21 protein-coding genes are annotated in these 22,827 nt (G+C 67.6%); 13 read left to right on the forward strand and 8 right to left on the reverse strand.

What is annotated here, in order from left to right:
• Positions 1-231 precede the first annotated feature (231 nt).
• From ABW137_RS12820 to ABW137_RS12830, 3 genes are all read left to right on the forward strand, one after another.
• A complete protein-coding gene (locus tag ABW137_RS12820) occupies positions 232-1,395 on the forward strand; it encodes a hypothetical protein (RefSeq protein WP_526400425.1) in 1,164 nt (387 codons plus the stop codon).
• A gap of 174 nt (positions 1,396-1,569) precedes the next feature.
• Positions 1,570-2,652, forward strand: coding sequence for a hypothetical protein (locus tag ABW137_RS12825; protein ID WP_526400427.1), 1,083 nt, complete (start codon positions 1,570-1,572; stop codon positions 2,650-2,652).
• Positions 2,653-2,657: 5 nt separating this feature from the next.
• Positions 2,658-3,365 (forward strand): hypothetical protein, encoded by a 708-nt coding sequence (locus ABW137_RS12830; protein WP_526400428.1) that lies wholly within the window; start codon positions 2,658-2,660, stop codon positions 3,363-3,365.
• 45 nt (positions 3,366-3,410) lie between these two features.
• Here the strand turns inward: ABW137_RS12830 and chsH3 are convergent, their stop codons facing one another.
• Positions 3,411-4,271 carry an enoyl-CoA hydratase ChsH3 gene (gene chsH3, locus ABW137_RS12835; RefSeq protein WP_526400430.1) on the reverse strand — a complete coding sequence of 287 codons (861 nt, stop codon included), beginning with the start codon at positions 4,269-4,271 and terminating at the stop codon, positions 3,411-3,413.
• Position 4,272: 1 nt separating this feature from the next.
• The gene (gene kstD, locus ABW137_RS12840; RefSeq protein WP_526400432.1) at positions 4,273-5,964 is read right to left on the reverse strand and encodes a 3-oxosteroid 1-dehydrogenase; all 1,692 of its coding nucleotides are present in this window, start codon (positions 5,962-5,964) and stop codon (positions 4,273-4,275) included.
• A 71-nt stretch (positions 5,965-6,035) separates the two neighbouring features.
• Here kstD and ABW137_RS12845 point away from each other — a divergent pair, with 71 nt between their 5' ends.
• Genes ABW137_RS12845 through dmpG form a run of 3 tightly spaced genes read left to right on the forward strand, consistent with a single transcriptional unit; the run spans position 6,036 to position 8,802 of the window.
• Positions 6,036-6,821, forward strand: coding sequence for a 2-keto-4-pentenoate hydratase (locus ABW137_RS12845; protein ID WP_526400434.1), 786 nt, complete (start codon positions 6,036-6,038; stop codon positions 6,819-6,821).
• A gap of 11 nt (positions 6,822-6,832) precedes the next feature.
• On the forward strand, positions 6,833-7,750 hold the full coding sequence (locus ABW137_RS12850) for an acetaldehyde dehydrogenase (acetylating) (RefSeq protein ID WP_526400436.1): 918 nt from the start codon (positions 6,833-6,835) through the stop codon (positions 7,748-7,750).
• Complete coding sequence (dmpG, locus tag ABW137_RS12855) at positions 7,747-8,802, forward strand: 4-hydroxy-2-oxovalerate aldolase (protein ID WP_526400438.1); 1,056 nt, start codon at positions 7,747-7,749, stop codon at positions 8,800-8,802. The genes ABW137_RS12850 and dmpG overlap by 4 nt, the downstream gene beginning before the upstream one ends.
• On the opposite strand, the gene ABW137_RS12860 is transcribed toward dmpG, so the two are convergent.
• The gene (locus ABW137_RS12860; protein WP_526400440.1) at positions 8,799-9,662 is read right to left on the reverse strand and encodes a phytanoyl-CoA dioxygenase family protein; all 864 of its coding nucleotides are present in this window, start codon (positions 9,660-9,662) and stop codon (positions 8,799-8,801) included. The genes dmpG and ABW137_RS12860 overlap by 4 nt on opposite strands.
• A 358-nt stretch (positions 9,663-10,020) precedes the next feature.
• Between ABW137_RS12860 and ABW137_RS12865 the strand changes: the two genes are divergently transcribed.
• From ABW137_RS12865 to ABW137_RS12885, 5 genes are all read left to right on the forward strand, one after another.
• Positions 10,021-10,461, forward strand: a complete 441-nt coding sequence (locus ABW137_RS12865) for a YciI family protein (RefSeq protein ID WP_526400441.1) — start codon at positions 10,021-10,023, stop codon at positions 10,459-10,461.
• Between the two features lie 3 nt (positions 10,462-10,464).
• Positions 10,465-11,700: an RNA polymerase sigma factor gene (locus tag ABW137_RS12870; protein ID WP_526400443.1), complete on the forward strand. Its 1,236-nt coding sequence runs from the start codon at positions 10,465-10,467 to the stop codon at positions 11,698-11,700.
• A gap of 31 nt (positions 11,701-11,731) precedes the next feature.
• Entirely contained in the window at positions 11,732-12,928 is a 1,197-nt protein-coding gene (locus ABW137_RS12875) for a serine hydrolase domain-containing protein (protein ID WP_526400445.1), read from the forward strand.
• Between the two features lie 108 nt (positions 12,929-13,036).
• Entirely contained in the window at positions 13,037-15,124 is a 2,088-nt protein-coding gene (locus ABW137_RS12880; protein ID WP_526400462.1) for a RecQ family ATP-dependent DNA helicase, read from the forward strand.
• Positions 15,125-15,216: 92 nt separating this feature from the next.
• Positions 15,217-15,645, forward strand: coding sequence for a hemophore-related protein (locus ABW137_RS12885; protein WP_526400447.1), 429 nt, complete (start codon positions 15,217-15,219; stop codon positions 15,643-15,645).
• Between the two features lie 6 nt (positions 15,646-15,651).
• Here the strand turns inward: ABW137_RS12885 and ABW137_RS12890 are convergent, their stop codons facing one another.
• From ABW137_RS12890 to ABW137_RS12905, 4 genes are read right to left on the reverse strand one after another with little or no spacing between them, the layout of a single operon-like run.
• Complete coding sequence (locus ABW137_RS12890; RefSeq protein ID WP_526400449.1) at positions 15,652-16,656, reverse strand: NAD(P)-dependent alcohol dehydrogenase; 1,005 nt, start codon at positions 16,654-16,656, stop codon at positions 15,652-15,654.
• 33 nt (positions 16,657-16,689) lie between these two features.
• Entirely contained in the window at positions 16,690-17,946 is a 1,257-nt protein-coding gene (locus tag ABW137_RS12895) for a sugar ABC transporter permease (protein WP_526400451.1), read from the reverse strand.
• Positions 17,943-18,755 carry an ATP-binding cassette domain-containing protein gene (locus ABW137_RS12900; RefSeq protein ID WP_526400453.1) on the reverse strand — a complete coding sequence of 271 codons (813 nt, stop codon included), beginning with the start codon at positions 18,753-18,755 and terminating at the stop codon, positions 17,943-17,945. Before ABW137_RS12900 ends, ABW137_RS12895 begins: the two co-directional genes overlap by 4 nt.
• Entirely contained in the window at positions 18,752-19,873 is a 1,122-nt protein-coding gene (locus tag ABW137_RS12905; RefSeq protein WP_526400455.1) for an ABC transporter substrate-binding protein, read from the reverse strand. The genes ABW137_RS12900 and ABW137_RS12905 overlap by 4 nt, the downstream gene beginning before the upstream one ends.
• A 138-nt stretch (positions 19,874-20,011) precedes the next feature.
• Between ABW137_RS12905 and ABW137_RS12910 the strand changes: the two genes are divergently transcribed.
• Positions 20,012-21,028 carry a LacI family DNA-binding transcriptional regulator gene (locus ABW137_RS12910; RefSeq protein ID WP_526400457.1) on the forward strand — a complete coding sequence of 339 codons (1,017 nt, stop codon included), beginning with the start codon at positions 20,012-20,014 and terminating at the stop codon, positions 21,026-21,028.
• A 6-nt stretch (positions 21,029-21,034) separates the two neighbouring features.
• On the opposite strand, the gene ABW137_RS12915 is transcribed toward ABW137_RS12910, so the two are convergent.
• Positions 21,035-21,931 (reverse strand): IclR family transcriptional regulator, encoded by an 897-nt coding sequence (locus ABW137_RS12915; RefSeq protein WP_526400459.1) that lies wholly within the window; start codon positions 21,929-21,931, stop codon positions 21,035-21,037.
• Between the two features lie 114 nt (positions 21,932-22,045).
• Between ABW137_RS12915 and ABW137_RS12920 the strand changes: the two genes are divergently transcribed.
• Positions 22,046-22,827 (forward strand): hypothetical protein (locus tag ABW137_RS12920; protein ID WP_526400460.1); only part of this gene is annotated, 782 nt, incomplete at its 3' end.

Below are 22,827 nucleotides of genomic sequence, written 5' to 3' on the forward strand. Positions count from 1 at the left end.
CGTTGCGTGTCTTCGCTAAAACAGAAGAGCAGGTTATTGACTACCGTGTTAGCAAAGTCGTAGCCTGTCGTGAGGGAGCATCTAGGGGGATGCTGGGGGTGATGCCAATGTGCAGTCGAAGTGCAATGAGGTCGTTCAACGCCGTTGCTGTGAAAGGCACGACTCGGGGTCGAGGGTGCTGGCCTCTTGAGTCCGTTCGACACACCGCCTCGGAACCGAGGAGGACGGCCGATGTATGACCGCGTGCGCATCACCGACGGTCGAGGGCTCCTGGCTCTCGGTTCAGCCTCCTGCGTGGTCATGGCTGCTTGGGCCGGGTTTCCGTCACTCGTCGATTCTGACGTCTACGTTCCACTGCCTCAGGCGTCGGCGCCCTCGGCCGCCAACCTGATCGAGCAGGGCGGCCACGTGGCCGACGGGCCGCGCATTGTCTACGCCGACGTCGAAGCCATCTCGATGTCGGCACCGACTACCAACAGTCCGACGGCCAATGGGCATGGAGCGGTATGGGATTCGGGCCGATCGGTTGCCGCGAGCGAGGTACCGCTCAGGTCGAAGCTGCAAGCGTTGTTGTTGCTGCTGAACCGGTCCGACGTGGTGGATCAGCCAGCGCTGAGGGCCAAGATCGAAACGTTGCTAGAATTACCGGACTTTGCCTTGTGGCAACTGATGCAGCACCCCGATCTCGCGGAGTTGAGCAAGCTTCTCGACGATGTCTTCGTCGGAAAGTCCGATGTGTCCGGCGTCGAGACCGAGCTCGACAAGGTCGAAGTGACCACGGTGCCCGGCACGTCTGATCGGGTCCACGTGGTCAATGTGAGCGGAAAGCCGGCGTACGCGGTGACGACGCCCGTCGGCGACGAGCGAATCGGGAACCCTGCGGCATCGCCGATGCCCGCGGGTGGGCCAGTGAATCTGGTGTCCGAGTTCCGCGCACTGTCCCGCATGTTCGTGACCACCTTCGCGTTGGTGCCGAGCATTGAAGAACTACTTCCTCCACCGCCGCCGCCGCCGCCGCCACCGCAGGCGCGGATGTTCGTCCCCACCTTCGTGCTGGCACCGAGCATCGAGGAACTGCCGCCTCCACCGCCACCACCACCGCCTCCACCGCCGCCGCCCCCTCCACCTCCTCCGCCACCGCCGTCGGTCACACCGGATGAGCCGACCGGCACTCCCCAGACGTCGCTCGACGACATCAACTCGGGGAACAAGTTCGAGCCGGGGGAGACGGCGGCGCAACAGAGCACTGACCCGTCGCCGCCGACCAGCCCCTCCGCGACCGAACCTGCACCGCCATCGACGTCCGCTCCCGACCCTGCCGAAGGGGGCGGCGAGACCGGCGGTGGAGGGGAAGACTCCCCAGGCGGCGGCAGCAGCGAGGGCGGCGCGGAGTAGGGGGGCTGAACCAGCCCCAACCCACGCCCCGACCCCACGCCCCGACCCCATGCCCCAACCCATGGCCCAACCCATGGCAGCGTCAAGCCGTTCCTCAGCTAGTGCACTGACGCCCCTGCGCGCGGCGGTAATCTCGATCCACGTAGCAAAAGCGCGCGGAAGGGGAGCCGTGTCATGGGTGTGCCGCCCGACAGCAGCCCGTTCGGTTCACAGACCGTCACGGGTCCCGGCTGGCCGAACGTCGACGAGGAGCAGCTTGCTGCGTCCGCCGCCCAGTACGAGGCCCTAGCGGCGAAGCTGACCGGTTCGGTGGTGCCGCTGCAGCAGAGCCAGCTGATGGCCCTGTCGGAGAACTGGCAGGGCGGCGGGTCGCTGGCCGCCACGGGGGAGGCCACCACCATCATCGCCGGACACGAGGCCCATGCGGCACAGGCCGCTGCGATCGCCCTCAAGCTGCGCGCCATGGAGGTGACGGTCGCCAAGACGAAGGCGCTGGTCAACGCCACTGCCGTCGAGACGCAGCAGGAGTGCCAGGCCATCGCGGCCATGCCGTTCAGCAATACTCAGGAGCTCGTTCAGAGCCGCGTCAAGATGGGGCTCTCACAGAACATCGCCTACGTGAACGCCAACTCGGCCGAGCTGGCTGGTGGGCTTGGAGTGCCGCCCAGCATCCCGAATCCGGGTGCACCTCCCGGGACGTCGGAGGCGGGCCAGGCCGCAGGCAAGGGATCCGATCAAGCCATGCAGATGCTCAGTCAGATGGGCCAGATGGCGATGCAGCTACCCCAGCAGATCGGCGGGATGGTGACCCAGGCGCCGCAACAGCTGATGCAGCAGGTGCAACAGCTCGCCCAGCCGCTGCAGCAGCTGATGTCCATGGGCGGCAAGGGCGGCTCCGACGGCGCTTCGTCCCTGTCGCCGTTCTCGTCCTTTTCCAACCATCCGTTGGCAGGTGGTGCCGGTGCAGGCGGCGGGGGCGGGATGGTCCGGGCCGCGTCCCTGCCTGGCTCTGGCGGCATCTCCGCGCAGTCGCCCTTGATGGCCAACCTGGTCGGCACCAATGTCGCGGTCGAGCCGGTAGGGGCGGCCGGCACCGCCGTCGGCGGGGTCGCGCCGGTGAACGCGGGCGGAGCAGGCATGGGCGGCATGGGCATGATGGGTGGCCGCGGGGACAGCGGTGGCACGACGTCGTCGTTGGCGGCGCCCGCGCCGCTGGAGTACGACCTTGGTGAGGACGACCTCGATGACGACTGGTGACGAGAATGGGTAACCCGCTTCCGCTGGACAAGCCGTCGAACCTGAACTGGAACGCCGCGTCGGTGGAGCTGCCGGAGATTCCCATGCTGCCCCCCGGTGAGGACGCGATGAGCATGACGATCTCGGCGGTGCTCCCCACGTTGACCGCGCCGCTCACGGCCAGTGTTGCTGCGCTGCAGGCGAAGGAGACCATGTTCTCCGGGAAGCTCGGCGCCGCGGAGTCGGCTTACCAGAACGCCGACGATTCCGGCCAGCAATCCGTGGGACAGATGTCGAGCATGCTGGGGCAGGTTGGCCAGATGGCCCAGCAGGCGGGCAGCGCTGCGGGTGGTGCAGGCGGCGGGTCCGGCACGTTCGGCCAGATGATCCAGCAGGCGATGCAGGCGGCTCAGGGGTCGGGATCCCAGAGTGGCGGCTCGTCGAATGCGGGTGCGTCGCCCGCGGGCACCCAGGGCGGCTCAGGTCAGGGTGCCCAGGGGCAGCCCGGCGGGAGTGTTCCGCAATCCCCGCCACCCCAGCGTGACGACGCCACTGACGCTCGGGGGACCGAGGAGGCCGAGCGTGACGAGCGGGACGCCAGGGATGCGCGCCACGAACGGCCGCCGATCGACGTCGCCGGGCCCGGGCAGGGACAGGGCAGCGCGGCAGGCCCGATTCCCGTTGAACCTCCGCAGCGCCCCCCTCGGGACGACGACCTGTCCCGCAGGATGTAGCGAGTACGACGCTGCCCGCTCGGCTTCACCGGCCAGTCGCCTGGTTCAGGCCGGGGTCAGCTCCACGCCGGAAAGCACGACGGCGTCGTCCCGACTTGGAGCGGTGAGGACGGCCACTAGCTTGCCGTCGTTCTTCCACACGTTCGCCTTCAACGTCTCGCCGGGATACAGCACGCCCGCGAAACGTACGCCGTAGGAGCCGACGCGCGCTACATCACCGTCGAAGAACGCATCGACGAGCGCCTTGCAGCCGATGCCGTACGTGCATAGTCCGTGCAGGATCGGCTTGGGAAATCCCGCCGCAGCGGCGAATTCGGGGTCCGAGTGCAGAGGGTTGCGGTCGCCGCACAGTCGATACAGCAGGGCCTGCTGTGGCAGCGTGCTGATCGACAGCTCGAAATCCGGTGCACGATCCGGTGGTTCGTTGGCCGTCGAGGGTCCTCGCTCGCCACCGAACCCACCCTCGCCACGGGCGAAGATCGACCGCTTCTGGGTCCACAACGGTCCGCCCTCTGGCGTGGTGACCGTCGTCTCCGACCAGATGACTGCCGCCTTGCCCTTGTCCCAGATGTCGGTGAACCGCGTGACCGCCAGGCCGGTGCCCGACGGCGGGATCGGCGCGGGCACCGAGACGGACTCGCTCGCATGCAACACTCTGGAGAGTTCGATATCGATGCCGGGGAACTTCACCGACGGCGCCTCGGTCATGTGGAAGCTCTGCGCCACGCTGCCGAACGTGGGAAGCACCTGGGGAGTCTCGTCGATCAGGTAGCGCAGCTCGCGCTCATCCATCGGGTCGGACCCCGCGCCGAGGGCTAGGTGATAGAGCTGCACATCGCTACTGCCCCAAGAGAACTCGACTGGATCGAGCTCGGCGCCGAGCGCCGCTTCGACATCGATCGGCACGTCAGGCAGTCCCGGTCTCGCTGGCGAGGTGCAGTGCCGCCAGGTAGCCGAAGGTCATCGCCGGGCCAATCGTCCCGCCAGGGCCCGGGTAGGTGTGCCCCATCACCGGCGAACTGGCATTGCCCGCCGCGTACAGACCGTCGATGATCGAGCCGTCGTCGCGCAGCGCCCTGCCGTGCACGTCGGTGCGCACGCCACCCTTGGTGCCCAGATCGCCCGGCACCATCTTGGCGGCGTAGTACGGACCGTGGCTGATCTCGCCGAGGTTCGGATTGGGCTTGTTGGTCGGATCGCCGTAGTAGCGGTCGTACGCGCTCTCGCCGCGCTTGAAGTCCTCGTCGACACCCGAACGGGCGAAGCCGTTGAATCGTTCGACGGTCGCCGTGAACTCGTCGAGTGGCAGGCCCGTCCTCTCGGCGAGTTCGGCGAGCGAGTCGGCCTTGATCACCACGCCGGATTCCAGCCACTTCTTCGGAATCCGTTGCCCCGGTTGCAGACCGGCGAAGATGTAGCGGTCGCGGTACTGCTGGTCGAACACCAACCAGGCGGGCACGTTCTCGCCGGGGCCTGCGCCCTGGCCGTGCTCACCGCCGTACATCCGGTGGCACGCTTCGACGTACGGCATCGACTCGTTCATGAACCGCTTGCCGCTGGTGTTGACGATGATCGAACCGGGAGAATTGCGCTCGGACAACGCGAACCACGGTGCGCCGACCAGCGGCACCGTCGGTCCCCACCACGCGTCCTCCATCAGTTCCAGTGCTGCGCCCAGCTTCTCGGCCGCCAAGATGCCGTCGCCAGTGTTTGCCACGGCACCAACGGTCCACTCGGTGCTGATTGGGGCGCGCTGGTACTTGACCCGCATTTGTTCGTTGCGCTCGAATCCACCACTACCGAGAATGACGCCACGGCGGGCCCGGATCAGCGTGGGCTCGGCACTCTCCGGCTGGTTGGTGTCTCGGACGTAGATCCCGCGGACCACGCCGTCCTCGACGAACAGGTCGGTGAGTGCGGTGTTCAATTGGACTGGAACGCCTGCCTTCTGAAGCCCGATCCGCAGCGGGGCGATCAGCGCGCGACCCATGCCGACGAGGTTCTTCCCCGTCGCCTTGGCCAGCATGGTGCGCGCGCCGATCTTGAGGCTGCGCAGCACCCCCCGGGGATGGCGCTTGAGCATGTTGAGTCGGACGTAGTCCTGCTGCATCACGACGACGTTCAGCGGCACCTTGCCGTACGGGGGTTCGAGCCCCTTCTCGTCGGTGCCGAGCTTGCGGGCGTCGAACGGCTTGGGTTCGACGGATCGTCCGGTCGGCTTGCCGCCCGCGGCCTCCGGGTAGTAGTCGGAGTAGCCGGGGACCCAGCAGAGCTTGAGCGGCGAGTTCTTCAACACGAACGACAGCATCTCGGGTCCGCGGTCGAGATAGGTGTCGATCTTCTCCGCTGGAACGGCGTCACCGATGATCGTGTGGAGATAGGTGCGCGCGGCCTCGGGGGTGTCCTTGACCCCGTCGCGCTTGAGGATCTCGTTGTTCGGAATCCAGACGCCACCGCCCGAACGTGCGGTCGAACCTCCATAGTGCGGAGCCTTCTCAACGACTACTGTCGAGAGTCCCTGGTGGGCAGCGGTGAGTGCGGCCACCATGCCGGCGGCGCCGCTTCCGACCACGACGACGTCGTACTCCTGTTGAGTCATGTAGAACACGTTATAGAATTGCCCGGCGAGCCCACAACTGCGCCGGTCGACGAAACGAGGGGACTTCACCGATGTTGTCCGAAGAAGTGCGCGACGAGCTCGCCGCCGAACTGGCCCAGGCAGAGCGCAGCAAGGTGCCGATGAAGCCGTTGACGGACGGCGTGCCAGGCATGGACGTCGTCGATGCCTACGAGATCCAGCTGATCAACATCCGGCAGCGCGTGGCCGAGGGAGCCCGCGTCATCGGCCACAAGGTCGGCCTGTCGTCGGAGGCCATGCAGAAGATGATGAACGTCGGCGAGCCCGACTACGGGCATCTCCTCGACGACATGGAGGTCTTCGAGGACGTTCCGGTCAAGGCGGGCCGTTTCCTGTATCCCCGCGTCGAGGTCGAGGTGGGCTTCGTCCTCGCCGACGACCTGCCGGGCGCGGGCTGCACCGAGGACGACGTGCTCGCGGCGACGGCCGCGTTCGCTCCCTCGATCGAGCTGATCGACACCAGAATCACCGACTGGAAGATCAAGTTGTGCGACACGATCGCCGACAATGCGTCGTCGGCGGGCTGGGTTCTGGGCAAGGCCCGCGTTTCACCGAAGGACGTCGACATCCGCAACATCGACGCGGTGCTCACCCGCAATGGCGAGGTCGTCGCGGAGGGGCGTAGCGATGCCGTTCTCGGCAACCCCGTGACGGCTGTCGCCTGGCTGGCTCGCAAGGTCGACGACTTCGGGGTGCGGTTGAAGGCAGGCGACATCGTCCTGCCAGGGTCCTGCACCCGGGCCATCGACGCACGTCCCGGTGACGACTTCGTCGCCGACTTCGCTGGGCTGGGATCGGTCCACCTGTCGTTCGAGTAGGAGGAGTTGTTTTGTCTTTCAAGGCATCCGTGGCCATCGTCGGGTCCGGGAACATCAGTACGGATTTGTTGTACAAGTTGCTGCGCTCGGAGTGGTTGGAGCCGCGGTGGATGATCGGCATCGATCCGGAGAGTGAGGGTCTGGCCCGTGCCCGCAAGCTGGGGCTGGAGACCAGCCACGAGGGGGTGGATTGGCTGCTCGGCTTGGATGAGAAGCCGGATCTGGTGTTCGAGGCGACGAGTGCCTACGTGCACCGTGACGCTGCGCCGCGCTACGCCGAGGCGGGGATTCGTGCTGTGGACCTGACGCCTGCGGCGGTCGGTCCTGGGGTGATCCCGCCTGCCAATCTGCGCGAGCATCTGGATGCGCCGAACGTGAACATGGTGACCTGTGGTGGGCAGGCCACGATCCCGATGGTGTACGCCGTGTCCCGTGTCGTCGACGTGCCGTACGCGGAGATCGTGGCGTCGGTGTCGTCGGCGTCGGCGGGGCCGGGCACGCGGGCCAACATCGACGAGTTCACCAAGACCACGAGCGCCGGGGTGGAGGTGATCGGCGGCGCCAAGCGGGGCAAGGCGATCATCATCCTCAACCCGGCCGATCCGCCGATGATCATGCGCGACACCATCTTCTGCGCGATCCCGGAGGACGCCGACCACGCCGCGATCACGCAGTCGATCAAGGACGTCGTGGCCGAGGTGCAGACCTACGTGCCCGGCTACCGACTGCTCAACGAGCCGCAGTTCGACGAGCCGACGGTGTACAACGGCGGCCACCACCTCGTCACCACCTTCGTGGAAGTGGAGGGCGCGGGCGATTACCTGCCGCCCTACGCGGGAAACCTGGACATCATGACCGCGGCGGCCACCAAGGTCGGCGAAGAGATCGCCAAGGAAGTCCTCGCCGCGACAACCGGAGGCCACGCATGAGCACCGACGGCATCTACTTCAACCCGATCTGGGACGTCCGCATGACGGACACGTCGCTGCGCGACGGGAGCCATCACAAGCGGCACCAGTTCACCCTCGACGAGGTCGGCTCGATCGTCGCGGCGCTCGACGCCGCGGGCGTGCCGGTCATCGAAGTCACCCACGGCGACGGCCTGGGTGGGTCGTCGTTCAACTACGGGTTCTCGAAAACTCCTGAGCAGGAACTGATCAAGCTCGCGGCCGAGACGGCGAAGGACGCCAAGATCGCCTTCCTCATGCTGCCCGGAGTGGGCACCAAGGAGGACATCAAGGAGGCGCAGAACAACGGCGGCTCGATCTGCCGGATCGCCACCCACTGCACCGAGGCCGACGTGTCGATCCAGCACTTCGGGCTGGCTCGCGAGCTCGGGTTGGAGACCGTGGGCTTCCTGATGATGAGCCACACCATCAGCCCGGAGAAGCTGGCCGCCCAGGCCCGCATCATGGCCGACGCCGGATGTCAGTGCGTGTACGTCGTGGATTCGGCTGGTGCCCTGGTCCTGGACGGGGTGGCCGACCGGGTTGCCGCGCTGGTGGCCGAATTGGGGTCGGATGCGCAGGTGGGGTTCCACGGCCACGAGAACCTCGGCCTCGGTGTCGCCAACTCGGTGGAGGCGGTGCGCGCCGGCGCCAAGCAGATCGACGGGTCCTGCCGTCGGTTCGGCGCAGGCGCGGGCAACGCTCCGGTCGAGGCGCTGATCGGCGTGTTCGACAAGATCGGGGTCAAGACCGGCATCGACTTCTTCGACATCGCCGACGCTGCCGAAGAAGTCGTTGCCCCCGCGATGCCGCAGGAGTGCCTGCTGGATCGCAACGCGCTGATCATGGGCTACTCCGGGGTGTACTCCAGCTTCCTCAAGCACGCCATCCGCCAGTCCGAGCGCTACGGCGTGCCCGCCCACCAGCTGCTGCACCGGGCCGGGCAGCGCAAGCTGATCGGTGGCCAGGAGGATCAACTCATCGACATCGCCCTGGAGATCAAGCGCGAGCAGGACGCCGCGGCGCCCGCTTAGCCGGTGCCCGGGGCCGGTTGTCGAGAAATCTGCCGCCGTACCGCGTTGACCGCACGTTTAGCGTGGTCGAAGATCGTCGCTCCGCGCGCGCCGTGGCCGATCGGATGTTGGCCCACGAAGCGCGGATCGACCGGGTCGTTCGCCGGCTGGTAGCGCACGTCGATCGACAATCGGAATCCGCTGCTGTGGTTGTCGAGCGTCGCGTGCACGTTCCGCGGATCGAAGATCATCACGTCGCCGAGCCTGTAATCGGTGCTGAGCCAGCGTGTTCCGAACTCTAGGCAGACACGGTCGGGGCGACGGCTGTAGCGCCCGCCGTGTACGAGAGCGCCGTGCTTCAGGCGCGGGGCGTCGAAATAGCCGAGCTTGTCGGCGTCCATCTGAAGATAACGGCGAGTGTGTGGGTTGTCGCGGTGTGAATCCTCGAGGACCATCAGCGGCCCGTAGGAGAGTGGGAGATCCATCAAGGGGATCCAAGCCGTGTACAAGCGCGACGTTCCGCGGCACATGTAAACCCAATCGGAATGCGGTTGTTCGCCGCAACCAGGGCCTGCGATGCGCGGCCAGGTGTAATCGAGGGGCCTCGCCTCCTCCCCGAAGATGCTGCCGAAGATCGCGCAGAGAGCGGGCTGGTGCGTCAACGTGTGGCGTTCTGCCTGGCTGACGTCGCTGGCCACCCGGTACAGGGAAAGTCCGCGTCGAGCTGGAAAGAGACATGCGGAACGGTCCCCGTCGGGATCGATCGCGTCGAGCCGGTGCAATTCCTCGGCGACCACCTGCTGAACGGACAACAGGATTTCCTTGTCGAGAACGTCGCGAAGGAGGACATATCCATCCTCCTTCAGGCGCTCGCGCAACACGGCGCCGTCGTGCGCGTGCTCAGTCGATTCGCGGAGGCGTCCGAACCGAGTCGGGCGCTCGTCGATGACGCGGCCTTGAGAAGTGAGTGCAGTAGCCAAGATTCCCCCCCGGGCATCACGTCCCATTTGAATGGGACTGATCAAATGAGCTCGGATTTGCCAAAACTGCACCGAGCCGTTCGTCTGGAAAATTGACGGTACTCCGCCCCTGCGCGAAATTGGGGACGATTCGCAGACCGCGATGAGCTGTTTTCAGATCCCTGGGTTCCCCGACGCCTGCGTGTCGAGAATCGGCCCTCGGCTCCGTCCCAGGGGTGAGCGCGGCCAGAATGGGCCGCACCACCCCGAGGGAGACACCATGGCCAAGTACCTGATGCTCAAGCACTACCGCCGCTCGGGCGGCCCCGCGGACGTCGACGCACCCGGCGCAGACTGGAACGCCGCAGGTATCCCGATGGATCAGTGGACGCCCGACGAGATCGACGCCCACGTGAAGTACATGCGCGACTTCGCGGCGAAACTCGAAGAGTCCGGCGAGTTCGTCGGCGAGCAGGCGCTGTCCCCCGACGGCACGTTCGTCCGATACGACGGTCCCGGTCGCCCGCCGGTCACCGACGGACCGTTCGCGGAGACCAAGGACCTGATCGCAGGGTGGATGATCATCGACGTGGACACCTACGAGCGAGCCGTCGAACTCGCCGGTGAGCTGTCGGCCGCCCCCGGCAAGGGCGGTCAGCCGATCTACGAGTGGTTGGAGCTGCGGCCGTTCTTCTCGGCGCCACCGACCGTGACCGAGTGAGCCGTGCACCCCGAGCTGCGGGAGCTGATCCCGGCCGTCTTGGGCGTCCTCGTCCGTCGCGGAGCTGACTTCGCGACGGCCGAGGACGCCGTCCAGGAGGCGCTGATGGCAGCGCTCGAAAGTTGGGATGGCGATCCGCCGAACGATCCATTGGGCTGGCTCGTCACCGTGGCGTGGCGCAAGTTCATCGACTTCGCCCGGTCGGACGCGGCCCGGCGTGGCCGCGAGGATCGACTGCTCGCCACCCCGGAGCCAGGCCCGTCCGAGAGCGCCGACGACACGCTGCAGCTGTACTTCCTGTGCGCCCACCCCTCGCTGTCGCCTGCATCGGCCGTCGCCCTCACCCTGCGCGCGGTGGGTGGGCTGACCACCCGACAGATCGCCGCGGCCTACCTCATTCCCGAACCGACCATGGCCCAGCGCATCAGTCGGGCCAAGAAGACCATCTCAGGCGTCCGCCTCGATCGGCACGGCGCGCTCGCCCCGGGGTCATGTCCCGTCGCTTCGCTCGCCCCGGGGTCATTTCCCGTCGCTTCGCTCGCCCCGGGGTCATTTCCCGTCGCTTCGCTCGCCCCGGTCCTCACCACGCTGTACCTGGTCTTCAACGAGGGCTACTCCGGCGACGTCGACCTCGCCGCCGAGGCGATTCGGCTCACCAGGCAACTGGCCGCCGTCACCGACGACACCGAGGTCAGCGGGCTACTCGCGCTGATGCTGCTGCATCACTCCCGACGCGATGCCCGCATCCGCGCGGACGGCAGCCTGGTCCCGCTCGCCGAGCAGGACCGCAGCCGATGGAACAGCGTCATGATCGCCGAGGGGGTCGACGTCCTGCAGGAAGCGTTGGCCCGCGACACGCTCGGCACCTATCAGGCCCAGGCCGCGATCGCGGCTCTGCACGCGGACGCCCACACCGTCGAGGAGACGGATTGGGTGCAGATCGTCGAGTGGTACGACGAATTGCTGGCGCTCACCGACAGCCCGATCGTCCGACTCAACCGCGCCGTCGCGATCGGTCAGGCCGACGGTGCCCGGGCCGGGCTCGCCGCGCTCGCCGACGTCGACCCCGGGTTGCCCCGCTACGCCGCGACAGCGGCCTTCCTCAAGGAGCAGAGCGGCGACTTCGATACCGCGGCAAGGCTTTACGTCGAGGCCGCCGCGGTCGCAACCAACCTCGCCGAACGCGACCACCTGACCCGCTGCGCCGCTCGACTCCACCAGCGCCTGCGCCGAGGCTGATGGGGTCGTGCTCGAAAGGCAGGATGGGGGCATGACCTCGTCCACCGACGCCTTCCCGGGATTCGCCGACGAAGGCTTCGGGCCAGTTGCCGACGCCTTCGTCCAGAACTTCCGCCGAGGAACCGAGATCGGTGCGGCGTGCGCCGTCTATCACGGCGGACGACTGGTCGTCGACCTCCGCGGCGGCCTCGCCGACGCCACGACCGGCAGGCCGTGGACCGACGACACCATCACGCTCGGGTTCTCGATCTCGAAGGGGCTGATGGCACTCTGCTGCTACGTGGCTCAACAACGTGGTCTGCTCGACTTCGACGCTCCCGTCGCGACGATATGGCCGGAGTTTGCCGCGAACGGCAAGCAGGACATCGTGATTCGCGACGTGCTTGCCCACCGCGCGGGCCTGATGGCGCTGGACGCCGACCTGTCCCTCGACGACGTGTTGGCCTGGGGTCCGGTAATTCGTGCCATCGAACGGCAGCGACCACTCTGGCAACCCGGCACCGAATTTGCCTATCATGCTTTGACTTTCGGATGGCTCGCCGGTGAGATCCTGCACCGCGCCACCGGGATGATGCCCGGCGAGGTGGTGGCCGACTACCTGGTCGACGGCCTCGGGGTGAACGCTTGGATCGGGCTTCCCGCAGAGCAGGAACACCGGGTAGCCAGGATGCACGCATCTCGCTCGCGGTTGATGCGCATCGGCTTTCGCGCCATGCCCAAGGTCCTCCGGGCCAGCGGCAAGTCTGCCGCAGTGCGCGCCGTCACGATGGGCTCGGCGTTTCCGTTCTCGATGATCGACGGTTGCGCAGGCGATTTCAATACTCCCGCGGTTCGCGCCGCCCAGATCCCAGCCGCCAATGCCATCGTCGACGCTCGAGCGCTGGCGACCATCTACGCCGCCGCGGTGTCGCCGGTGAAGGGCGCGCCGCTGCTGACCGACGCGTCGATGGCCGACGCGGCCAAACTGCGATCGGCCGGGGAGGGCTGGCGCGTCGCGCTCACGCCGCCGGGGGTTCGGTTCTCCAGCGGGTTCCTGGTCAATGGCATCCCGTACCGGCCGTTGCTGTCGGACACGTCGTTCGGCCACGACGGCGCCAGCGGCAGCCTCGGGTTCGCCGACGCCGAGAGCGGCACCGGCTTCGGATACGTGAACAATCTGATTGGTGGGGTGCGCGATCACCGGGCCAACGACCTGACCGCGGCATTGCGGAGCTGCCTGAGTCTCTGACCGGACGCAGCGTTCGCGCCGTCGGACCGTACGGGCACGATGGAGTAATGACATCCCCCCGTCGCTTCGCTCGCCCATGACATCCCCCCGTCGCTTCGCTCGCCCATGATCGCGACCCGCGACCAGGCCCAGACCATCCTCGAACAGCTGGCAGGCTCCGAGGCGGTCCTGCGTGACGATCAGTGGACGGCCATCGAGGCATTGGTGGTTCAGCGCCGTCGGGCGCTGGTGGTGCAGCGCACCGGCTGGGGCAAGTCGGCGGTGTACTTCATCGCGGCCAAGCTGCTCAGGGCCGGCGGGCACGGACCCACCGTCATCGTCTCGCCGCTGTTGGCGTTGATGCGCAATCAGGTGCAGGCGGCCGACAGGGCGGGTGTGCACGCGGCCACCATCAACTCGAGCAACGTGGCCGACTGGGCCGAAGTCCACGACCGGGTCCGCCGCGGTGACCTCGACGTCCTCCTGGTCAGCCCGGAACGGCTGAACAATCCCGACTTTCGCGATCAGGTCCTGCCCGCGCTGGCGCAGGACGCCGGGTTGGTGGTGGTCGACGAGGCACATTGCGTGTCGGACTGGGGGCACGACTTCCGGCCGGACTACCGGCGCATTCGTACGTTGATCGCCGAGCTGGGCTCCGACGTCCCGGTGCTGGCGACAACGGCCACGGCCAACGACCGGGTGGTGGCCGACGTCGCCAGCCAGCTGGGCGTGGGAGGCAAGGACACGTTGGTGCTGCGCGGCGGTCTGGACCGCGAGTCGTTGCGGCTGTCGGTGGTGCAGGCGGGCAACCCCGCACAGCGCGCGGCCTGGCTTGCGGCACACATCGATTCGTTACCCGGGTCGGGCATCGTGTACACCCTGACCGTCGCTCAGGCGCACGACGTCGCAGCGCTGCTGCGCGAGCGGGGACACGCCGTCGCCGCCTACACCGGCGCTACCGAGACCACGGAGCGAGAGACTCTCGAGGCGGACCTGCTGGCCAACCGGGTCAAGGCCCTGATCGCCACCTCGGCGCTGGGCATGGGGTTCGACAAGCCCGACCTCGGCTTCGTCGTGCATCTCGGTGCGCCGTCCTCGCCCATCGCGTACTACCAGCAGGTCGGACGTGCGGGCCGATCGACGGCCAGCGCCGAGGTCGTCTTGCTGCCCGGCCGCGAGGACCAGGACGTCTGGCGGTACTTCTCGTCGGTGGCCTTCCCGTCGGAGGTCATGGTGCGCAACGTCATCGACGCGCTCGAGCGGGACCGTCCGCAGTCCACCCCTGCGTTGGAGCCACTCGTCGACCTCGGCAGGACCCGGCTCGAGATGGTGCTCAAGGTTCTCGACGTGGACGGCGCCGTGCGCCGGGTCAAGGGCGGTTGGGTGGCCACCGGGGAGCCATGGGAGTACGACGAGGCGCGCTACCGCAAGCTCGACGAGGCCCGCAAGCGCGAACAGCAGGCCATGCTCGACTACCTGGTGACCGATGGGTGCCGGATGGCCTTCCTGCGTGGCCAACTCGACGATCCCGAACTCGCCGACGACGAGCGCTGCGGCCGCTGCGACAACTGCACTGGCTCACGCTACGACGCCGACGTCGACGCGTCCTCGGCGGAGGACACCCGTCAGCGGCTGATGCGCCCAGGGGTGGAGATCACCGCGCGCAAGCAGTGGCCATCTGGCCTGGCCAAGCTCGGCGTGCAGCTCAGCGGAAAGATTGGCGACGGACCTGCGCCGGGACGGGTGATCGGCAGGCTGACCGATCTGGGTTGGGGCGCCCGGTTGCGCCGCCTGCTCGACGAGCCCGACGGCGAGGTGTCCGACGACGTCGTCCAGGCTGCGGTGAAGGTGCTGGCCTCCTGGGACTGGGTGCAGCGGCCCACCGCGGTCATGGCGTTGGACTCCGACGGCCACCCCCAGTTGATCTCCTCATTGGCTCGCGCACTCGCCCGGCTCGGTCGGCTGACCGACCTTGGCACGCTCCAGTACGCCCCGGGGCGCCGACCCGTGACGGCCGCGAACTCCGCGTATCGCGTGGCCGCGTTGAACGGTTCCTGGTTGCCGCCGGATCCCGATGCCATCGCGGCGGCGGGCGGACCGGTGTTGCTCGTCGATGACATGACCGACACCGGATGGACCCTGACGATGGCCGCCCGCGTCGTGCGGCAGGCGGGCGCGCCCGACGTGCTCCCATTCGCCCTGGCGGGAACCAGCTGATCGGTCCCACCGGTAACACGTCGCTCGTCGTGGGCGACATTCCGGGCAGTGGCTTGCACCACCGGGTGCGGCCAGAGGCTAGGAGTGGATACATGAACCGGACTCTTCGGCGGAGCGTCTTCGGCCTGATGGTCGCTGCAGCGGCGGGTGCCGTGGTCAGCCTGCCGGTGGCCGCCGCCGAACCCACGGAGCCCACCGATCCCACCGCGTCCGTCGAGCCCACCCCGGCGGCTGCCGCTGCCGACGACTGCAACGCGGCGGGCCTGGCGAGCACCATCAGCTCGGTGACCGCCGACCTGAACGTGTACTTCGCCGCCCACCCCGACGTGAACCAGGCGTTGATCGATGCCGCACGCCAACCGGCGTTCGTCGCCGTCGGACAGTTCGACGGCTACTTCAGCGATCACCCGGACCAGGCCGACGAGCTTCGCGCGATCCAGGCGCCGCTGACCGCGTTCAAGGATCGGTGCGGACTGCAGGTCGCGCCCACCGACGCGCTCGCGGTGCTCGCCGACGTCTGACCGCGGTCACTGCTGTGGGTGGATCACCGCCTTGATCGAATCCTGCACACGGCTGGCCAGGGTCAGCGCATCAGCGGATTCGGCGAGCGGAAAGTGGTGCGTGACAAGCTCACTGACGTCGATCCGGCCCGATGACACCAGCTCGATCGCCAGCGGCCAGGTGTCGTTGTAGCGATTGACCAGGCTCAGCGTGACCTCGTTGGGGTTGAGCGCCGCCAAGGGCAGGGCAACCTCCTGCTTGGGCATCCCGATCATCGCCGCGCGTCCGGCTGGTGCCAGTCTGGCCATGCCGGAGGCCAGTGCGCCGGGCGCGCCCGAGCACTCGAGCAGCACGTTGAACGTGCGATCGGCGGCATCGTCGGGCGCTTCCGTCGCGAAGCCCATCTTCGCCGCGAGCCCACGGCGGAAGTCGGAAGGATCGCTGACGGTGACGGACCCCGCCCCGAAGGCGCGGGCAGTGGCGGCCGCGAGCAGCCCGACGGGCCCGGCGCCGGTGACGAGGACGTCGTCACCGGCGGTCAGATTGGCCCGCTTGCAACCCCAGATGCCGACGGACAGCGGCTCCAGCAGTGCGCCTTCCTCGTACGACATCTCCGGTGGAATGGGGTACAGGTTGCGGGCGTCGATCGCCATCAGTTCCATCAGCGCCCCGTCATACGGCGGAGTCGCGAGGAATACCAGATCGGGACACAGGTGATAGCGCCCGGCCTTGCATTCCTTGCAGTCGCGGCACGGGGTGCCCGGTTCGATCGCGACGCGGTCCCCGACGGACACGTTGGTCACCTCGCTGCCGACCTTCGCCACCTCGCCGGAGACCTCGTGGCCCAGCACGATCGGGCCGTCGACGATGTAGTCGCCGATGCGTCCGATCTTGAAGTAGGCGGTGTCGGAGCCGCAGACGCCGACGGCGTGGACGCGGACCACCGCCTCCTTGGGGCCCGGCTCGGGTTCCGGGAGTTGTTGGATCTCAATGTGTTCGAGCTCGGTCATCACCGCTGCACGGTTGGACACGGTTGGTCTCCTAGGGTCGAGATGTGTTGGTAATCAAGCCCGCCCGTGGCTTGCACGCGACTTGCGGGCCACCGAGTCGATGGCGACGGCCACCGCGAGGACGAGCCCGGTGATGATGAAGCGGTACGACGAGTCCAGGTTCAGCAGCGTCAGCCCGCTCGCGATCGCCGCGATGACCAGTGTGCCGAGCAGCGCCGAGAACGCACTGCCTCGACCGCCGAACAGGCTGGTGCCGCCGATCACCGCCGCGGCGATCGCGTTGAGGTTCACGTCGCCGGTACCGCTGGACAGGTTCGCCGACGCCAACCGGGCCGCAGCCAGGATGCCGCCGACACAGGCCAGAAACGAGCAGACCGCGAACGCCGTGAGGTAGATCCTGCCCACGTTGATGCCGGACCGGCGGGTGGCCTCCTCGTTGCCGCCGACCGCACGCAGGCTGCGGCCCCACTTGGTCCGGGTGAAGGCGTAGTTGAGCACCAGCACCAGCGCGACGAACAGCACGACCATCCAGCCCACACCGCGCTCCTGGTTGAGGTACCAGGCGAAGATGCCGAGTCCCGCGACGAGCGCCACCGACCGCAGCACCAGGAAGTTCAACGACCCCACGGACAGATTGGCCTTCTTGCGACGTTGGCGTCGCTCGAAGCCACTGACGAAGAGCCCCGCCCCGGCGATGACGGCCAGCGTGTAGGACAGCCAGGCAGGCACGAAAGCCACCTGGGCGAACTGCACCAGCGCCGAGTCGAACGGGAGGTTGACCGAGCCCTGGTCACCGAGGATCGCGAGCTGAAGGCCGAGGAACGCGAGCAGGCCGGACAGCGACGCCACGAAGCTCGGCATGCCGAATCTCGTCAGCGCGATGCCGTAGATCAAGCCGATCAGGAGCGCGACGGCGCAGGCGAGGACCACCGCCAGCATCCAGTTCCAGCCGTGTCTGACGGACAGCACGCCGACGATCGCCCCCGACAGCCCGCTGACCGATCCGACCGACAGATCGATCTCACCGACCAGCAACACGCACACGATGCCAAGCGAGATGATCCCCACCGCGCACGAATCCAGGGTCAGGTTCACCAGATTCGCGCTCGACAGGAAGATCGGGTTGAGCGACTGGAAGATCGTGCAGATGACGAGTAGTCCGATGACCACCGGCAGCACGCCGACGTCGCCAGCCTTGACGCTGCGCCAGAACGAGCGCAGCGCGCCGGCGAAACCATCGTCCTGACTGAGTCTTTCGTCGGCGCGGTCGAGCGCGGACGGGGGTGGGGTCGGCGGTTGGGTGACGGTCACGGGGCCTCCGTTCCGCCGTCACCCTCGGCGCCCGCGCGGTCCCGGCGACGCGTGACCGCGTTGTCGGATGCGCCGGTGATGGCGGCAACCAGGTCTTGCGTGGTGACGGTCTTGGCGTCGAACTCGCCGTTGTTGCGACCGAGGCGGAGCACGACGATGCGGTCGGCCACCGCACGGACGTCCTCCATGTTGTGGCTGATCATCACGACACCGAGCCCACGGTCCTTGAGCCGCTCGATCAGGTCGAGCACCTCCGCGGTCTGGGCCACCCCCAGTGCCGCAGTCGGCTCGTCGAGCACGATCACCTTCGGCTGGCCGAGCAGCGACCGCGCGATGGCCACGGTCTGGCGCTGCCCGCCCGACAGCGAGGCCACCGGAATTCGCACCGTGGGAATGCGAGCCGACAACTGCTGCAACAGTTTCCAGGCCTGCACCTCCATCGCCGTCTCATCCAGCCGCCACGGCGTCAGTTCGCGGCCGAGGAAGAGGTTGTCGACGACGTCGAGGTTTTCGCACAGTGCGAGGTCCTGAAAGACGGTGGCGATGCCGAGTTGGATCGCCGCGCTCGGGTCGGTGATGGCGACGGGTTCACCGGCGAAGGTGACCATGCCCGAGTCGGGCTGGTGCACCCCCGCCAGGACCTTGACGAGCGTGGACTTGCCCGCACCGTTGTCGCCGACGAGTGCGACGACTTCCCCAGCGGCGACGTCGAGTTCGATGTCGGTGAGGGCGTTCACCGCACCGAAGGACTTGTTGACGCCCCGCAGGCTCAGCAGGCTCGTACTGGTGGCGGTGTCCGTCACCGTCACGTGAGACCCAGCCGCGCGCACGCCGCCGCGTACTCGGCCGTGCACAGTTCGGAGGCCGGCGTGATGTTCTTGTCGATGATCTCGGCCTTGAGGTTCTCCTGGGTCACCAGCGTCGGCGTGAAGAGCTCGGCAGGGGAGTCGAAGATGGTGGTCTTGGCCTCGGGTGTCTCGCCCTTCAGCAGCTGGCTCGCCACGTCGGCCGCGGCGCCGCCGACGATCTCGCTGGGCTTGCTGATCGTGTTGTACTGGTCGCCCGCGATGATCAGCTGCAGTCCGGCGACCGTTGCGTCGTTGCCGCTGACCGGCGGCACCGGGTTGATGCCTGCGGCCTTGAGCGCGGCGATCGCGCCGCCTGCGGTGCCGTCGTTGGCGGCCACGATGCCGACGATGCGCGGTCCGAACTGGGCGATCTGTCCAGCCACCCACTTCTGGGCGTTCTCGGGCTTCCATTCGATGGTGTCGTACTCGCCGAGCACCGGGACGCCGCTGTTGTCGACGGCCGAGTGCACGCCCTTCTTGATCAGCCCGGCAGCGGCGTCGGTTGGCGAGCCGTTGACGATCAGGATGCCGGCGTCAGGGGGCACTGGGGCGCTCTTGACCTTGTCGATCAGTGACTGCCCGATCTGCTTGCCGATGTCCTCGTTGTCGAATGACACGTAGTAGTCCACCTTGGTGTCGGGGATCGGTCGGTCATAGGCGATGACCTTGACGCCCTGGCCCTTGGCGGAGTTGACCAGCGACGCGGCGGCCGCCGAGTCGACGGGGTCGAGCACGATGACCTTTGCGCCCTGCGCGACGGCCGAGTTGAACTGCTGCTGCTGCTTGTCGGCGCTGCCGTCGGCATTGTTGTAGAGCGGCTTGCAGTCGGCGCACAGCTCCGCGAGGCGCTTCTCGAAGCCGGGCCGGTCGTGAAGCTCGTAGCGGGTCGAGCCGGTGTCCGGCATCAGGAAGGCGACGGTGCCACCGCCTCCGCCGCCCGAGCCCCCGGAACCGCCCGAGCCGGAGTCGCTGCTGCAGGCCGTCATCGACGCTGCGATCAACAGGCTTGCGGCGATGGCACCCACGCGCGCTCGGCTGGAGATTCTTGCTCGGCTGGAAGTCATTGGTATCGAAGTCATGGGCCCGCTCCTTTGCGTCTTGCGACCGATGGTGTCTCGACGATTTTGAATCGTGTCAACTGCTAGTTGGCGAGAGTAGGATCCGCCGTTGAATCGTGTCAAGGGTCACATATTCCAGCGTGTTGAGAGGTGAACACAGTGAATCGCGACAAGCCGAGGCGGGCGACGACGAAGGACGTCGCCACTCGCGCCGGGGTGTCGCAGGGGACGGTGTCGAACTTCTTGAACCATCCGGAATGGGTCAGTCCACCCAAGCGCGAGGCGGTGGAGCGGGCCATCGCCGACCTCGGCTACGTCCGGCACGAGGCCGCCCGGCACCTTCGCACGGGCCACTCGCAAACCATCGGAATGCTTCTGCTCGACACCGACAATCCCGGATTCATCCACCTCGCCCGCGGCGTCGAGGACTACGCCATCGAGCGCGGGTGGAACGTGCTGATCGCGAACAGCGCGCGTGACCTCGAACGGGAACGGTCCTACCTGCGGGTCTACGCCGAGGCCCGAGTGGCAGGGGTGATCGTCGTGCCGCACGACGAGTTCGACGAGGGCGCGCACGACATCCGGGCTGGCGGCATGCCCGCGGTCGTCATCGACCGGCTGGAGACCGGGCACGGCAACATCTCCGTGGGGGTCGACGACGTCGCGGGAGGGCGTTTGGCCGGGCAGCACCTCGTCGATCTCGGACACCGGCGCATCGCGTTCGTCGGTGACGATTCGACCGCCACACCCGTGCACGACCGCATGACCGGACTGCGCTCGGCGGTGACGGCAGCGGGCGGCGACTTCGAGGTGATGCCGACGGAGTTGAGCGTCGACGGCGGACGCGTCGTCGGAACCCGGCTGGCGCACCTGCCCGCGTCGGAGCGTCCCACCGCGGTGGTCGCGGCCATCGACCTCATCGCCTTCGGCGTACTGCAGGCGCTGCTGCAGTTCGGTGTCCGGGTCCCCGACGACATCTCGCTGGTCGGTTACGACGACGTGCCCTTCGCCAAACAGCTCTCGGTACCGCTGACGTCGGTGCGCCGTCCGCACTACGAGATGGGCGCGATGGCCGCCGAACTCCTGCTCGCGGCCGTGTCCGGTGACCCACTGCGGCGGCGGCACGTGGTGTTCGACCCCGACCTGGTGGTTCGGGCCTCGACGGCCGCGCCGTGACGGGGGCTAGCCTGCCGTCCCGCCAAGCCGTGCGGTGATGGCCGCGGCCGTCGCCAGTAGATCCCTTGCCCGTCGGTCGATTTCGGAGTCGGTGAGCGACCGGCCGACCTGTAGGGACACCACCATCGCCTGGCGTCGGTGGTGATCGAACACGGGGGCGGAGATGACGCTGATCTCCGACTTGGCACCGCGGCGCCGACCCTCGGTCGTTCTCTCGCTTCTGAGGTAGACCCGTTCGCCGACGTCGGCGATCATTTCGCCGAGCAGGGCCCGCAGCTCCTGCGGAAGCGTGCTCGACATGCCTGCCATCAGGGCGTAGAGCCGACGGCCTCCCGGGGTCAGCCGTTCGACGAGGTATCCCGAGGCTCGGCATTCGGCGATCACGCGATCGAGGCGGTCGGTGCCGGTGCGCAGCGGGATCGTCGGCTCCTTCGCAAGCCAGGCGCGCAACGCGGCGTCGTCCCACAGCACGAACATGAGCCCGACGGGTGGCGCGAACGGATAACTCTGGCCCACCCGCACTCCCACGTCCGTGCCCGGTGGGCCGACGAGTTCGAGCAGGGTGATGCGATCGTCGATCACCCCGGACAACGCGACCGTCGTGTCGTAGGCCTCCGACAAGCGATGCAACTCCTCGCGCGCGGCGGGATCGACCCGCATCGACTCCTGCGCGACGTGGCCGAGCGAGATCAGCCCTGGCCCTAGGCGATAGGTCTTGTTCTGGCCGTCGCGCACCAGGTAGCGGCAGTCCGTGAGGGTCGTCAGGATGCCAAGGCAGGTCGGCTTGCTGAGGTCGACGCGGCGGGCCAGTTCGGAAAGCCCGAAGCGATCGTGCGGGTGGCGGGCCAGGAAGTCGAGGATGGCGACCACGCGTTCGGTCGGGGGCGACGCCCTCTCCGCCATGCGGCACCTCCCGGCACGTTGACTGAAACTAGAACGCGTTCTAGTCTCAGAACGTAACTCTACCAGCTCGGTCCAATATTGGACCGAGCTCTCCAAGGGAAGGCGGCCGACCGCGTGTACTCCCAGACGTTGATCGACGCCATCGCCGAGGCCGAAAGTCTGGTCGCCGCAGCGCCGTTCATCGAAACAGAGGCCGATCTACTCGAGGGGTTGCAGTACCTCGCAGGCTGCGTCGCGGCCTGCACGCACGTTGCGTTCGACTACGACCGCGAGCACCCGTTCCTGCACAGTGGCACGGGGCCGTTCACCAAGATGGGCCTCGACAACCCCGACACGATGTACTTCGGCACCCGCGTCCAGCCCGGTCACGAGTACGTGGTGACCGGCCGCCGCGGCACCACTACCGACGTGAGCTTCCAGCTGCTCGGCGGTGAGTACACCGACGACAACGTGCCCGACAGCGAGACGGCCTTCGACGATCGCAGGCTCGACATCGCCGAGGACGGCACCTTCGAGTGGCGGTTCACCCCCGCCAGTCCGTCTCAGCTCGTCATTCGCGAGGTCTACAACGACTGGTCCGCACAGCGCGGCACCTTCGCGATCGCTCGCACCGACACCGACGGCACCGCGCCGCCCGCATTGACCAGGGAGCTCATCGAGAAGCGCTATGCGGTGGCGGGAAAGCAGCTCGTCCAACGCGTGAAGACCTGGCTGCAGTTCCCCAAATGGTTCTACGACGATCTGCCGGTCAACACCCTCACCGCGCCGCGGCTCACCCCAGGCGGCCTGGCCACGCAGTACTCGTCGGTCGGGCATTACGACCTGACACCCGAGCAGGCCATCGTCATCACGCTGCCGGTCACCGACGCGCCCTACTTGGGTTTTCAGTTGGGCAG

The organism is Mycobacterium sp., from assembly GCF_040509115.1.
Classification (GTDB): domain Bacteria; phylum Actinomycetota; class Actinomycetes; order Mycobacteriales; family Mycobacteriaceae; genus Mycobacterium.

Bases quoted from the DNA above. Each gene is read 5' to 3' on its own strand.
- ABW137_RS12915 (WP_526400459.1), bottom strand. From the start codon at position 21,931: ATGGCGGAGAGGGCGTCGCCCCCGACCGAACGCGTGGTCGCCATCCTC.
- ABW137_RS12845 (WP_526400434.1), top strand. From the start codon at position 6,036: ATGTTGTCCGAAGAAGTGCGCGACGAGCTCGCCGCCGAACTGGCCCAG.
- ABW137_RS12825 (WP_526400427.1), top strand. From the start codon at position 1,570: ATGGGTGTGCCGCCCGACAGCAGCCCGTTCGGTTCACAGACCGTCACG.
- ABW137_RS12885 (WP_526400447.1), top strand. From the start codon at position 15,217: ATGAACCGGACTCTTCGGCGGAGCGTCTTCGGCCTGATGGTCGCTGCA.
- ABW137_RS12820 (WP_526400425.1), top strand. From the start codon at position 232: ATGTATGACCGCGTGCGCATCACCGACGGTCGAGGGCTCCTGGCTCTC.
- ABW137_RS12905 (WP_526400455.1), bottom strand. From the start codon at position 19,873: ATGACTTCGATACCAATGACTTCCAGCCGAGCAAGAATCTCCAGCCGA.
- ABW137_RS12875 (WP_526400445.1), top strand. From the start codon at position 11,732: ATGACCTCGTCCACCGACGCCTTCCCGGGATTCGCCGACGAAGGCTTC.
- ABW137_RS12830 (WP_526400428.1), top strand. From the start codon at position 2,658: ATGGGTAACCCGCTTCCGCTGGACAAGCCGTCGAACCTGAACTGGAAC.
- kstD (WP_526400432.1), bottom strand. From the start codon at position 5,964: ATGACTCAACAGGAGTACGACGTCGTCGTGGTCGGAAGCGGCGCCGCC.
- ABW137_RS12865 (WP_526400441.1), top strand. From the start codon at position 10,021: ATGGCCAAGTACCTGATGCTCAAGCACTACCGCCGCTCGGGCGGCCCC.
- dmpG (WP_526400438.1), top strand. From the start codon at position 7,747: ATGAGCACCGACGGCATCTACTTCAACCCGATCTGGGACGTCCGCATG.